This is a genomic window from Streptomyces sp. NPDC060064 (assembly GCF_042736455.1).
Taxonomy (GTDB): domain Bacteria; phylum Actinomycetota; class Actinomycetes; order Streptomycetales; family Streptomycetaceae; genus Streptomyces.
Genome location: NZ_JBHWWF010000060.1, coordinates 14,630 through 27,372 on the forward strand (window position 1 = coordinate 14,630; position 12,743 = coordinate 27,372).

At 71.7% G+C, this 12,743-nt stretch carries 10 protein-coding genes; 4 read left to right on the top strand and 6 right to left on the bottom strand.

Annotation, left to right across the window (positions count from 1 at the left end; genetic code table 11):
* Positions 1-212: 212 nt before the first annotated feature.
* On the bottom strand, positions 213-641 hold the full coding sequence (locus tag ACFWDI_RS38380; RefSeq protein ID WP_366735827.1) for a DUF3499 domain-containing protein: 429 nt from the start codon (positions 639-641) through the stop codon (positions 213-215).
* A 274-nt stretch (positions 642-915) separates the two neighbouring features.
* On the opposite strand from ACFWDI_RS38380, the gene ACFWDI_RS38385 reads away from it, so the two are divergent.
* Positions 916-1,344, top strand: coding sequence for a metallopeptidase family protein (locus ACFWDI_RS38385; protein ID WP_385311456.1), 429 nt, complete (start codon positions 916-918; stop codon positions 1,342-1,344).
* A gap of 45 nt (positions 1,345-1,389) precedes the next feature.
* On the opposite strand, the gene ACFWDI_RS38390 is transcribed toward ACFWDI_RS38385, so the two are convergent.
* The 3 genes from ACFWDI_RS38390 to ACFWDI_RS38400 all read right to left on the bottom strand — a co-directional run bounded on the left by ACFWDI_RS38390 (position 1,390) and on the right by ACFWDI_RS38400 (position 7,185).
* A complete protein-coding gene (locus tag ACFWDI_RS38390) occupies positions 1,390-2,943 on the bottom strand; it encodes a DUF5719 family protein (RefSeq protein WP_385311457.1) in 1,554 nt (517 codons plus the stop codon).
* Positions 2,940-6,683 (bottom strand): glycosyltransferase, encoded by a 3,744-nt coding sequence (locus tag ACFWDI_RS38395; RefSeq protein ID WP_385311460.1) that lies wholly within the window; start codon positions 6,681-6,683, stop codon positions 2,940-2,942. The genes ACFWDI_RS38390 and ACFWDI_RS38395 overlap by 4 nt, the downstream gene beginning before the upstream one ends.
* A gap of 238 nt (positions 6,684-6,921) precedes the next feature.
* A complete protein-coding gene (locus ACFWDI_RS38400; protein ID WP_326650296.1) occupies positions 6,922-7,185 on the bottom strand; it encodes a WhiB family transcriptional regulator in 264 nt (87 codons plus the stop codon).
* A gap of 651 nt (positions 7,186-7,836) precedes the next feature.
* Here ACFWDI_RS38400 and ACFWDI_RS38405 point away from each other — a divergent pair.
* The 3 genes from ACFWDI_RS38405 to ACFWDI_RS38415 all read left to right on the top strand — a co-directional run bounded on the left by ACFWDI_RS38405 (position 7,837) and on the right by ACFWDI_RS38415 (position 10,734).
* Entirely contained in the window at positions 7,837-8,337 is a 501-nt protein-coding gene (locus ACFWDI_RS38405; protein WP_385311461.1) for a cysteine dioxygenase, read from the top strand.
* A gap of 145 nt (positions 8,338-8,482) precedes the next feature.
* Complete coding sequence (gene cofD, locus ACFWDI_RS38410; RefSeq protein WP_327323974.1) at positions 8,483-9,439, top strand: 2-phospho-L-lactate transferase; 957 nt, start codon at positions 8,483-8,485, stop codon at positions 9,437-9,439.
* Entirely contained in the window at positions 9,436-10,734 is a 1,299-nt protein-coding gene (locus ACFWDI_RS38415) for a coenzyme F420-0:L-glutamate ligase (protein ID WP_385311463.1), read from the top strand. Before cofD ends, ACFWDI_RS38415 begins: the two co-directional genes overlap by 4 nt.
* A 24-nt stretch (positions 10,735-10,758) precedes the next feature.
* Here the strand turns inward: ACFWDI_RS38415 and ACFWDI_RS38420 are convergent, their stop codons facing one another.
* Together ACFWDI_RS38420 and ACFWDI_RS38425 are read right to left on the bottom strand one after the other, a co-directional pair.
* The gene (locus tag ACFWDI_RS38420; RefSeq protein WP_385311464.1) at positions 10,759-11,217 is read right to left on the bottom strand and encodes a hypothetical protein; all 459 of its coding nucleotides are present in this window, start codon (positions 11,215-11,217) and stop codon (positions 10,759-10,761) included.
* A 274-nt stretch (positions 11,218-11,491) separates the two neighbouring features.
* Positions 11,492-12,499 (bottom strand): DNA-3-methyladenine glycosylase family protein, encoded by a 1,008-nt coding sequence (locus tag ACFWDI_RS38425; RefSeq protein ID WP_385311466.1) that lies wholly within the window; start codon positions 12,497-12,499, stop codon positions 11,492-11,494.
* Between the last annotated feature and the right edge of the window lie 244 nt (positions 12,500-12,743).

Consider the following 12,743-nt stretch of genomic DNA (forward strand, 5'->3'; position numbering starts at 1 on the left):
TTCCGGGATGCGGAAAGCGATCTCTCACGGGTGAGGGAATGGTCGTGTCCGCGACAAGTGGAGGTCAATGGTCCGTACAGGATTCCGTAGCGGATTCCGTACAGGATTCAATGAATGAGCGGCGGGGCTCAGCTGGAGCAGGTGGAGCGAGGGCGCTCAGCAGGTGGAGCGAAGGCGCTCAGCAGAAGGGCGCGCTCCAGAGGCGCGAGGGCTCAGGAGTCCGGGGAACGCAGCACCCGCAGATGGCCGCGGCGCGCGACCTCCATCGGGTCCGCCGTGCGGCGGCCGTTCTGCGCGCCGGCCTCGGCGGTCCGTCCCTGCGGGCGGGCTGCCTCCCGTACGGCATTGGCGAGCGCCTCAAGATCGTCGCCGCTGGGGCGGGACGGGGCGGAGCCGTCGGTGAGCCGCACGACCTCCCAGCCGCGCGGGGCGGTCAGGCGCTCACTGTGCTCGGCACACAGGTCGTAGCAGTGGGGCTCGGCATAGGTGGCGAGCGGGCCGAGGACCGCGGTCGAATCGGCATAGACGTACGTCAGTGTCGCGACGGCGGGGCGGCCGCACGCGGTGCGCGAACAGCGACGTACAGGGCTCACGACGTTGGACGGTACCGCACTCTTGAGCGGGCTGCGACGACTCTCCACCAGGTCACCCCACCGTGTCGTGCTGTGATGTCGACCATAGAGGCTCCTCGAGCAACTGCCCTGACCTGCGCGGGAGGAGAAGCGCGCCGGCGACACCCGCGGGCGATGCGGTCATGACTCGGGGTAAATAAGGTCAATCACGATGAGAACGGCGATCGTGGGGAGGTATGGAATCGGGCCCAAGCTTGGCCGGAATGCTCAATTAGCGACATGCCCCCTCCCCGCGGCGCGGACCCGATCGCCGCACCCCAGTGAGAGTTACCCTGCGTCAGTGATGGACAGTTCTGTGCCGCCCCGCCCGTCCGAACCGCGGCCGCGTCGCCGCGACCGCCACGGCCGCGGGATGCGCGGGCCGGTCGCGCCGCCCCAGGTACCCCTCGCCGCCAGCCGGGCCGAGTCCTTCCGGGACCTGGTGCAGGACTCGGTGGAGCGGCTGGAGCGACGCTGGCCACAGCTCGCCGACGTCGATTTCCTCGTCCTGGACGTGCCGGGCGCGCCGGACGAGTCGGTGCCGCTGGGCAGCTCGGCTCCCGCGGAAAAGGAACGGCGGGCTCAGATCGTGATCTACCGGCGGCCCGTCGAGATCCGGACGAAGAATCGCGACGAGCGCGCACTGCTGGTGCACGAGGTGGTCGTGGAGCAGGTGGCTGAGCTGCTGGGGCTGGCGCCGGAGTCGGTCGACCCGCGATACGGACAGGACTGACCGACGGCAGTCCACTGCTGTCGGTCGTCGCGCCGGTCGATCTCGTCAGTCGTCCAGTACCGACAGGTCCTGCTCCGCCTTCGGCACCGCCACCGTCCCCCGGTCGTCCGGCAGCGTCTGCACCGTGAACATCGGGATGCCGTCCTGCGGCAGCGTGAGCGTGCGTGACGCGTGCACCGGGCCGCCCGACACCGTCTCGACGGTGAGCGCGTACGAGCCCTTGAGGCCTGTCGGGACCGGCGGGGGGACCGCCAGTGTCGTACCGGCCTTGACCGTGTACGTCTTGACGACCTGAGTGCCGCCCTGCGTACCCGCCGAGGCGGTGACCTTGACCTGTGCGCCGGCGTCCGGCGCGGTCAGGGACAGGATCGAGCCCTTGGCGCGGTTGTCGGCCGCGGTCGCCCGCTCCCCCACCGGTGCGGTCGCCGGGATGAAGGCGACCTCCTGCTTGTCGCCCTTGCCGCGCACGACGCGCAGCGCCGCCACCACCGGGGTCGCCCGGCTGCTCTGCGCCGGGCTGAGGATCAGTGATCCGGCCTCGCCCTTGGTGACGTCCTGCAGGTCGACGGCCGCGGTCATGCCGGACTTGATGTGCAGCGTCTCGTGTCCGGCCGGGGTGATCCGGCCGGTCGCGCCCGCCAGCTGCACCTTCAGGTCGGCGTCGTCGTCGCCGGGCGCGAAGGCCACCAGCTGGACCGAGGTGGCGTCCGCAGGGATGCCCGGCAGTACCGCGGTGCCCGACGGATCGGCCGAGGCGGCCAGCCAGTCGCTGCCCGCCTTGTCGTCGGCTGCCCGCACCACCGCTCCGACGCGGCCCGTGCGGGTGGTGACATGGACGGTCAGATCCGCGGCGGGGTCGGAGGTCAGTGTGGAGAGCAGGACCGGGACGCTGGATCCGGCGGGGACCGGGATGCCCTCGGTCAGTGTGGTCTTGAGGGCGCCGTCCTTGCCGTACAGCTCGATGTCGGCGACGGCCGCCGTCGGGTCCGGGTTGGTGAGGTGGACGTAGTCCTGGCGGTTCTTGGCGATGGAGGCGCCCGGGAACCAGAAGTCGGTGTCGGGTGCGGTGCAGCTGACGCCGAGCACGCCGCGCGAGCCGCCCGCGGTGACCGTGGTGGTCTGCTGGGCGGTCCAGCCGGGGGCGAGGCGGCCGGTGGCGGTGCCGACGAGGGCGGGGGCCTCGCCGCCGGCGGCCTTGGCGGCGACGGGCTTGCCGGGCTCCTTCAGCGCGAGCACCGCCTTGTCAGGCGCCGGCTTCTTCGCGCCCTCCGCCGTGGCGTCCTTCTTGGTGTCCTTCTTGGGGTCCTTCTTGGGCGCGGTGCCGGTGTCGGCCAGGGTGGCGGCGGACGCCTTCAGCTCGGCTGCACCGTCCTTCGCGTCTCCGGTCTTCCCGACCGGGGTGAACGACGTGTACGCCGTCTCCGCGATCTCGGAGCTGCTCGGCGCCGGGCAGAGCAGGCTGGAGCGTTCGACGGGCAGCCGCGCCGCGGCCCCGGCTTCCGCCGTCGAGCCGCCGCCCGGTGCGGTGAGGGCGGCGAACCCGGTGATCGCGGCGAGTGCGACGGTGGTCGCGATCAGGGAGATGGTTGTGCGCTTCACTCTGACTCGCCTCGCGAAGTGTTGCCGGGATGCTGTTCGGTCTCGCTGCCGTCGGGGTAGGGCTGTCCGCCCTGCCGGTCGTAGCCGTACGGGTCGTACTGGCCCTCCTGGTACTGCCCGTCCCCGTAGGTCGCCGCCTGGTACGGGCCGGCCTGGTACGGCTGCTGCTGGTACTGGTCCGCAGCGCCGTACTGCTGCCCGTCGCCGTACTGCTCACCGCCGTACTGCTGCCGGCCGTCGTACTGGGCGCCGCCCTGGTACTGCTCGTTGTCGTACCGGGCGGTGTACCCGGTGTCCGCGTACGACTGCGCGTCCCATTCGCCGTACTGCTGCTGGGGCACCGCCGCGTACTGCGTCGGCTGCTGCTCGGCCTGCTGTGCGCCGAGTCGGCCGTACGGGTCCGGGTCGGCGTAGGCCTGAACCTGCTCGGCCGTCCCCACCTCTGTCTCCAGCGAAGTGTCCGACTCGGCCTCCGATTCGGCCTCCGCTTCCGCCTGCGCGCGCAGTCTGCGTGCCCTGCGGCCTTCGCCCTCCACCGGCTGAGCCGGTACGGCGATCTCCTCGTCCGGCAGGTCGTCGTCGATCTCCCGGCGCCGGCCCGGAAGCGCGAGCACCAGCAGTACCAGCGCGAACGCGCCCTGGGTCCAGATCCAGCCCGTGTGGGTGGCGGGGTCGTCGTACGTCAGGTCCAGCCGACCGCCCTCGGCGGGCAGTTCGAAGCCCTGGGCCCAGCCGTCGACGGTGGTCTTCGTCAGCGCGCGGCCGTCGAGCGTTGCCTGCCAGCCTGCGTCGGCGCGGTCCGCGATGCGCAGCACGCGTCCGGACGCACCGGCCGGGATCGTGGCGTGGGCCTCGACCGGGTCGGCGGCGACGGGCAGGGGGTCGGCCTTGCCGGTGACGATGGTGGCCCGTGCGACCTGGCGGTCGACGCGCCACAGTGCGCTGCCGTCGAGCTGGCTCAGCCGGGTGAGGCCCGGGGTGGCGTCGAGGACGCGGCTGGTCTGGCGCGGTGCTCCGTCGCGTACGAGTACGTAACGGATCGCGAAGCCGCTGAGCTGGCTGGTCTGGTCGGCGCCGGAGCCCGCGACGAGGTTGGCGACGACCTTGTCGAGGCGGCCGTCGCTGCCGCCGGCCTCGGACAGTTCGGCGTCGCCGAGGCGGCCGCCGGAGCCGCGTACGAGGGTGTACGAGACCTTGGCGGCGGAGCTGCCGCCGAGGACGAGGGTGCGTGGCTGGTCGCGGGTGTCGCTCTCTGCGGCGACGAAGGCGGGCACCTGGACGGGGTCGCGTCGTTGCAGCGGTCCCGCGGCGCCGCTGAGCATCCAGTTGCCTGCGGCGAGAAGGGGGGCGATGCCGGCGGCGAGCGCGACGAGGGCCGCGACGGGCTGGCGCCAGCCGAAGTTCTGGGCGGCGACGCGGGAGCGGCCGCCTTCGGCGCCGATGACGGCGGCGGCGAGCAGGGCGATGCCGTAGACGAGGGTGGCGGGTCCTGCCCAGCCGGAGCCGTTGGCGACCGCCGCGAAGGTCAGTGCGACAAGTGCGGCGGCCCAGGCGGCGCGGATCGCGAACTGCCGTTCGCCGCGCAGCAGGGCCGCGAGTGCGGCCAGGACGATACCGATGAGCAGGGTTCCGCCCGCGGCCTTGGGGCCGCCGGGGCTCATGCCGAGGAGGTCGAGTGCGCCGGCCGATCCGGTGCCGAACTCGAGTCCGGCTTCACGGAAGAAGCCGGACGGGCCGGTGAGCAGGGTCAGCGACCATGGCGCGAGCACAAGGAGCGGAGTGCCGACGGCGGCGAGGAAGCGCAGTCCGTATGCCGTGATGTCGTCACGTCGCAGTACGAGGACGCCGATGCCGAGGACGAGCGCGATCGGCCACACGATGGGTGTGAACGCCATGGTGAAGGTCAGCAGGAGGGCGTAGGCCCAGGTGGCGCGCCAGCTTCCGCGCCCGCCGCCGTTGGCGCCGCGCAGTCCGTGGGCGGCGACGCCGGCGCGTGCGATGAGGGGCAGCAGGATCGCGAGTACGGCGGTGCCGAGCCGTCCGGTGGCGAGTGCGCCGGTCGCGGCGGGCAGGAACGCGTACGCGACGCTCCCCCAGGCCCGCAGCAGCCGGGACTCGACGATGGGCCGGGAGGCGAAGTAGGCGGTGAGTCCGGCGAGCGGGACCGAGCAGACGAGCAGCACGGTGAGTGCGAAGCCGGTGGAGCCGAGGAAGAGGGTGGAGAGCGCCGCGAGCACCGCGAGGTAGGGCGGTGCGGTCTGGGTGCCGCCGGTGCCGAGGGGGTGCCAGTTGTCGGCGTAGCGGGACCAGAGCTCGGAGACGTCGGCCGGGGCGGGCAGTAGTGCGCCGCCCGCGAGGGCGCCGCTGCCGAAGAGTCCGCGGCAGGCGACGAGCGAGACGATGAGCAGGACGGCGAAGAGCACCGGTCCCGGCTTGCGCCCTATTTTCTTCAGGCGGGCGAACTGTTCGATCTCGAGGAAGTCCGCGTCGTCGCCGCCGGGTCCGGATTCGACGGCGCCGTGCCGGGAGCCGCCGGAGTCGGCGTCGGAGCTGCCGCCGAAGTGGCCCGCGACCTGTTCGACGGTGGCGCGGACGGTCGCGCCCGTCGGCGGGAAGAGGGGGCGCAGTTCGCCGGCCTCGACCGCTCGCCGAGAACGCCTGCGGCGTCCGGCGATGATCCGTTCGGGCCGCAGCAGGGTGCCGAAGAGGCCCATGACTTCATCGACGGCCTGGCCGGGGACTTTTCCGACGAGGTAGGCGAGGGTGCGCAGCAGGGTGCCGAAGACGATGCGCAGGAGTACGTACGGAAGTGCGGCGCCGCGTGCGTTGGTGAGGAGGGTGTAGACGGCCCCGGCCTTGTCGACGCGGTGCGGGCTGGCGACGGAGCGTCCCGCGCAGTCGACGGTGCGGCGTTCGCGGGCGGCGGCTTCGGCGTGCCGCATGACGGCGTCGGGGGCGATGAGGACGCGGTGTCCTGCGGCGTGGGCGCGCCAGCAGAGGTCGACGTCGTCGCGCATGAGGGGCAGTCGTCGGTCGAAGCCGCCGAGCTCCTCGAAGACGTCGCGGCGGATGAGCATGCCGGCGGAGGAGACGGAGAGGACGGAGCGGATCTGGTCGTGCTGTCCCTGGTCCTGTTCGCGCCGGTCGAGTCCGGTCCAGCGGCGTCCGCTGTTGGCGATGGAGACGCCTGCCTCGAGGAGCTGTTTGCGGTCGTACCAGCCGCGGAGTTTGGGTCCGACGATGGCGGCGTATTCGTCGGAGTCGGCGACGCGCAGCAGTTCGGCGAGAGCGCCGGGTTCGGGTGCGCTGTCGTCGTGGAGGAGCCACAGCCATTGGACGGGTTCGCCGTGGGGCAGCTCGGGCATGTCGTAGGCGTCGTCGCGCCAGCTCCTGCTGACCGGGTCCCAGCCGCTGGGCCGCTTCAGGTAGGGCAGGTCGTCGGGGCTGAGCACGCCGGCGGTGCGGGCCGCTTCGTCGACGGCGGTGCCGAAGCCGGTGCGGCGGGCGAGATGCAGTACGCGTTCGGCGCCGAGTGCTTCGGTGACCAGCCGCGCGGAGTCGTCGGCGCTGCCGGTGTCGGCGGCGATGACGTTCTGTACGGGGCGTTCCTGGCCGAGGAGTCCGGCGAGGGCGTCGGGGAGCCAGCGTGCGCCGTCGTGGGAGACAAGCACGGCGGTGACGACATGCCGCGGGAACTCGGGCGGGTGTGCGGGAACAAACGCGGCTGTGGTGGGGGACATTGAGGTACGGGCCCTCCGGCCGGGGGGTCGCCCCGTAGGGGCGTTGGAGCGTCTCGGACGGGGCCCCACACTAACGGTATGAAAAAGCGCTGCGGCGCGAAGCGACTCGATGGGGTCGGTGGTCGGGCGACGGGTGGGACAGAACGGTCCGCCGACTGCGGCGAGTGCGCAGTCGGCGGACCGTGGTTTACGTACGGGCTTGTGGTGTTTGGTCGGGTCTCGGGTATCGGTTCGGTTTTCAGACGGCGGCCTTCTTCAGCCGGCGGCGTTCGCGTTCGGACAGGCCGCCCCAGATACCGAATCGCTCGTCGTTGGCGAGGGCGTACTCGAGACATTCGGGGCGGACCTCGCAGGCAAGGCAGACCTTCTTGGCCTCGCGGGTGGATCCGCCCTTCTCGGGGAAGAAGGACTCGGGGTCGGTCTGGGCGCACAACGCGCGCTCCTGCCAGCCGAGTTCCTCGTCCGCGTCCTCGACCAGCAGTTGTTCGAACAGCTCGGTCATGTGCGCCCCTCGTCTGTTTTTGCGTCCCCGTGATGTTGCCGGTGTCGCTTTTCGGCCGAACGACACGAGTGAAATTACAAGTGCGGTGCTCCAAGCCAGTCAAGCCGAGATCTGCTATTGGGCCCGGTATTCACTCTGGGGAACCAAAGCTTTGCGGAAAGTGTTCAAATCATGAGAAACCTGACACATGCCAGCGGCCTGCCCCGCACTCCTCCTCTCACACGGAGAAGACGTGGCCGGGATCGATCTTGTTGCCCATCGAGCCACTGAAGCGATCCGGATCACAGTCCGATCACGGGACCGCAACGGCGTTTGTCAGCGCGGTTGCTGCGCCATGTCTCCGCGGTCGCGGCTGCACAAACCTTTCTCCGCAGTCAGTAACCGGATGAGGTGAAACATTACCGCCAAATCGGTCATTGAGTTGACAGTATTGGACCCACCCGTCACCTTTGATTGCATGCCAGTGACCTCAGCGCCCTTCGCAACCCCCATCCGTGGGTTCCGCAGCGCTGTCCAGGCCCGCTGTTGCTGTTCCAGCTGTTGATGCCGTAGCGCTCCAGCTTCACCATCGCGTACAGCCATCGCCGTATGCACCGCATGTCCTGCGACACCCCTGCACTGCACGTTCTCTGCCGAGGAACCACCGCACCCATGAACAGCGACAGCGACCTCCAGATCGCCGGCGACATCCTCGCCGTACAGCACCTGCTCCAGCCCGCCCGTGAGCACCCGGCCACCGTCGCCGACTTCGTCGGCCTGGCCCGCTCCATCGCCACCGACCGCGCGCAGTGGGCCCACCTCGTCCAGTACGACACCACCACCCGCTGGTACCACCGGCTGCGCACGGGTCCGGGCTACGAGGTGTGGCTGCTGTCCTGGGTCCCGGGGCAGGGCAGCGGGCTGCACGACCACGGACTGTCCTCCGGTGTGCTGACCGTCCTCGACGGCGAGCTCACCGAGCGCACCGCGGACACCTCCCGGTCCCTGTCGGCCGGCGCGCAGCGGGTGTTCGCGCCCGGATATGTGCACGAGGTGGTCAATGACTCGCTCGAGCCTGCGGTCAGCCTGCACATCTACTACCCGGGTCTGACCGATATGCCGATGCACAGCTCCCAGTGCTCCCCGGCCGAACGGGATGTCGTAGCCGCCTGACCACCACCGGGATCAGGCTCCGCCTGACAGTCCCGCCCGTCGCCCGACCACCACCCCCCATGGGATCAGGCTCCGCCTGACAGTCCCGCCCGTCGCCCGACCACCACCCCTCATGGGATCAGGCTCCGCCTGACAGACTGTCTGCATGCGCATTGTGGTTCTGGCCGGCGGCATCGGCGGCGCCCGTTTCCTCCGCGGTCTCAAGCAGGCCGCGCCCGAAGCGGACGTCACGGTGATCGGCAACACCGGCGACGACATCCATCTGTTCGGACTGAAGGTCTGCCCCGACCTCGACACCGTGATGTACACCCTCGGCGGTGGCATCAACGAGGAGCAGGGCTGGGGCCGTACGGACGAGACCTTCCAGGTCAAGAGCGAGCTCGCGGCGTACGGCGTGGGACCCGAGTGGTTCGGTCTCGGCGACCGCGACTTCGCCACGCACATCGTCCGTACGCAGATGCTGAGCGCGGGCTATCCGCTCAGCGCCGTCACCGAGGCGCTCTGCGCGCGCTGGAACCCGGGCGTGCGGCTGCTGCCGATGTCCGACGACCGCGTCGAGACGCATGTCGCCGTCGAGGTCGAGGGCGAGCGCAAGGTCATCCACTTCCAGGAGTACTGGGTGAAGCTGCGGGCGTCCGTGGCCGCGGAGGCCGTGGTGCCCGTCGGCGCTGACCAGGCGAAGCCGGCGCCCGGGGTGCTGGAGGCGATCGCCGCCGCCGACGTCATCCTCTTCCCGCCGTCCAACCCCGTCGTCAGCGTCGGCACGATCCTGGCCGTGCCGGGGATCCGCGAGGCCATAGCCGAAGCGGGCGTCCCGGTCGTGGGCCTGTCCCCCATCGTCGGGGACGCGCCGGTGCGCGGCATGGCGGACAAGGTCCTGGCCGCGGTGGGCGTGGAGGCGACGGCCGCGGCCGTCGCCCAGCACTACGGCTCCGGGCTGCTCGACGGCTGGCTGGTCGACACGGTGGACGCGGGCGCGGTGGCGGAGGTCGAGGCGGCGGGGATCCGCTGCCGGGCCGTGCCGCTGCTGATGACGGATGTGGACGCGACCGCCGAGATGGCGCGTCAGGCGCTGGCCCTGGCCGAGGAGGTACGGGCGTGAACCCGCCCTCCTACCGGGTCTGGGCGCTGCCCGGGTTTGCGGAGGTCCAGCCGGGCGACGACCTCGCGAAGCTGATCACCGCGGCTTCACCGGGGCTGGTGGACGGCGACGTACTGCTCGTCACCTCGAAGATCGTGAGCAAGGCGGAGGGGCGGGTCGTCGAGGCGGCCGACCGCGAGGCAGCCATCGACGCGGAGACGGTACGGGTGGTGGCGCGGCGCGGCACCCTTCGTATCGTCGAGAACCGGCAGGGCCTGGTGATGGCCGCGGCCGGGGTCGACGCCTCCAACACCCCTGCGGGGACAGTGCTGTTGCTGCCCGCCGATCCTGATGCCTCGGCGCGGGCGATCCGCGAGGGGCTGCGGGAGTCGCTCGGCGTCGACGTCGGCGTGATCGTCACGGACACCTTCGGGCGGCCCTGGCGCAACGGTCTGACCGATGTCGCGATCGGCGCGGCGGGCGTGCGGGTACTGGACGATCTGCGCGGCGGAGCCGATACGTACGGCAATCCGCTGAGCGCGACCGTCGTCGCCACCGCGGACGAACTGGCCGCGGCGGGCGACCTGGTGAAGGGCAAGGCGTCGGGTCTGCCGGTCGCGGTGGTGCGCGGTCTGCCGCATCTGGTGGCCGACGGGGCCGAGGGAGCACGGGCGATGGTCCGGGTCGCGGCCGACGACATGTTCCGGCTGGGGACCTCGGAGGCGGTACGGGAGGCGGTCACCCAGCGCCGTACCGTGCGGGAGTTCACGGACGAGCCGGTGGACGGCGGTGCGGTGCGCCGCGCCGTCGCCGCGGCTGTGACGGCTCCGGCGCCGCATCACACGACGCCCTGGCGGTTCGTACTCCTCGAATCCGCCGCGGCGCGCACCGGGTTGCTCGACGCGATGCGGGACGCGTGGATCGCGGACCTGCGGCGCGACGGCAAGTCGGAGGAGTCCGTCGCGAAGCGGGTGCGGCGCGGGGACGTGCTGCGCAAGGCGCCGTATCTGGTCGTGCCGTGCCTGGTGGCGGACGGCTCGCACCACTACGGGGACGAGCGCCGGGACGCCGCCGAGCGCGAGATGTTCGTGGTCGCGGCGGGCGCGGGCGTGCAGAACTTCCTGGTGGCGCTGGCGGGTGAGCGGCTCGGCTCGGCGTGGGTGTCGTCGACGATGTTCTGCCGCGAGGTCGTACGGGACGTGCTGGGACTGCCGGAGGGATGGGACCCGATGGGCGCGGTGGCGGTCGGGCATGCGGCCGGGGCGCCGAAGGAGCGGCCGGCGCGGGACGCGGGGGACTTCATCGAGGTGCGCTGATCGGCTGTTCAGCACCGCGGCACGTCATGAGTGGTACAGCACCCGTACGACCATCGCGTCGGCCGGCAGGGCGTCGAGATAGGCGTTGATGCTGCGGCGGTACGCGTGCGTGCCGCCTTCGATCCAGCGGCCGTCCAGGGTGAGCAGGGCGACGGTCGGCAGCGCATCGGCGACTTGGAGCTCGACGAAGGCGGCGAGGTCGTCCCCGTGCCAGGCGACGGGATCGTCACCGAGACGGTCCCGCAGCTCGGGATCCGCGTACAGGGCGCGGATCACCGGCTGGCCCTTGAAGTCCTCCAGCGCCTGCCGCTCCGGGTAGCCGGCCGGGTCGAGGAATGCCTTCTGCCAGAAGTGGCCCAGCGGCAGGGACGGCGGATACGTCGCGGCGAACTCCTGCCACTCGTGCCAGCGCCTCGCGGATCCTCGGCGGCCGGAGCCCGGTCGGCGTCGAAGTCCAGCAGCCCCTTGGGGCCTCCGTCGCATTGATTGCGGGGCCGCGGCCTGTGCTCGTCCTCGCCCTCCCTGACGATCCTCGGATCGTCCTCGTGCCCGGCCAGCACCGCGAACTCCCAGCCGCCGGCCGAGATGTACCAGTAGTCCCACTCCCCCACCCAGTCCGGTTGGGGGACATCGGCGCGGTTGTAGTCGTAGGGCGCCATGGCCGCGCCGATCGCCCGCTGGAGGTCATCGGGTTCGGTCGGGGCGAGACAGACAGTGACGCGTTGCTTGGCCATGAAGTCCTTCTGCCCTCGGCGTTCTACAGGCCGGCGATGTCTGTGCGGGGCATCTTGGGCACGCGGCGGGGCGGGGTGCGGCCGCTCAGCAGGATCAGACGGGCGGCGCGGTGGCGCTGGCCGGCGTACGGGGCCAGGAGTTCGAGCATCGCCGCGTCGTCGGCGTCGCGGTCGCCCGCGAGGGCGTAGCCGACGATGCCCGGCAGATGCACATCGCCGACGGAGACGGCATCGGGGGCGCCGTTGCTGCGCTGGACCGTTTCGGCGGAGGTCCAGGGGCCGATGCCGGAGATCAACTCCAGCCTTGCCCGGGCCTGTTCCGGCTCCATGGCTGCGGCCTCCTCCAGGCGACGGGCGACGCGGACCGCGCGCAGGATCGTCGATGCGCGCTTGTTGTCGACGCCCGCGCGGTGCCACTCCCAGGAAGGGATCAGCGCCCAGGTGCGGGGCTCGGGCATCACGTACATACGCGGTGCGGGGCCGGGCGCGGGTTCGCCGTACTTGCGTACGAGCAGCCGCCAGGCCCGGTACGCCTCGTCCGTGGTGACCTTCTGCTCCAGGATCGAGGGGATCAGGGATTCCAGGACCAGGCCGGTGCGGGACAGGCGGAGGCCGGGACGGCGGTGCTGGGAGGCGGCGAGCAGGCGGTGGCGCGGGGTGAAGGCGGCGGGGTCGTCCGCCTCACCGAGCAGCGTGGGGAGGTGCTCGAGCAGCCAGTCGGCGCCGGGGCCCCACGCCTCGGCCTCGGCGGCGCCGGCGCTCGCGTGCAGGGCGACGCGGAGGGTGCCGGGGCCGGCGGGCGTACGGCTGGCGCGCCAGACGGAGCCGTCCGGGGTCGTACCGAAGGTGGGGTCGCCGGGCCCGCGACGGTGCGGCCCGAGCACGAGCCCGAGATCGAGGGGCCCGGGGGGCGTCCAGCACCGGGTGCTGGAGCCGGCCCGCGTCTGCGCGGGGATGCCGGAGGGGACGGTGGTGTGGCCGCCTCGCACGGTGGTGCGGGTGGGGGTGCGGGGGGCGAAGCGTCCTGACACGGCGGGGTCCTCGGGATCGGGTGCCTTCTGAGGGTAGGCGGTGTTGTTCCCCCACCCCGCCCCTTCCCGAAACCGGGGGCTGCGCCCCCAGGCCCCTGGGGGGAGGGGGACGTGGGGCCGGGCGCCCCACACCCGATGCGCCCGCTTCGCGGCGCGGGGTCCCCGGGGCCGCTTCGGGGTGTGTCCTCAATCGCCGGACGGGCTTGATTTTTCAAGCCCGTCCGGCGATTGAGGAGCGGGGTCC

Excerpts from the sequence above, each read along its gene's own strand:
- ACFWDI_RS38385 (WP_385311456.1), top strand. The coding sequence starts at position 916 with ATGGACAGTTCTGTGCCGCCCCGCCCGTCCGAACCGCGGCCGCGTCGC.
- ACFWDI_RS38395 (WP_385311460.1), bottom strand. The coding sequence starts at position 6,683 with ATGTCCCCCACCACAGCCGCGTTTGTTCCCGCACACCCGCCCGAGTTC.
- ACFWDI_RS38400 (WP_326650296.1), bottom strand. The coding sequence starts at position 7,185 with ATGACCGAGCTGTTCGAACAACTGCTGGTCGAGGACGCGGACGAGGAA.
- ACFWDI_RS38405 (WP_385311461.1), top strand. The coding sequence starts at position 7,837 with ATGAACAGCGACAGCGACCTCCAGATCGCCGGCGACATCCTCGCCGTA.
- cofD (WP_327323974.1), top strand. The coding sequence starts at position 8,483 with ATGCGCATTGTGGTTCTGGCCGGCGGCATCGGCGGCGCCCGTTTCCTC.
- ACFWDI_RS38420 (WP_385311464.1), bottom strand. The coding sequence starts at position 11,217 with ATGCGACGGAGGCCCCAAGGGGCTGCTGGACTTCGACGCCGACCGGGC.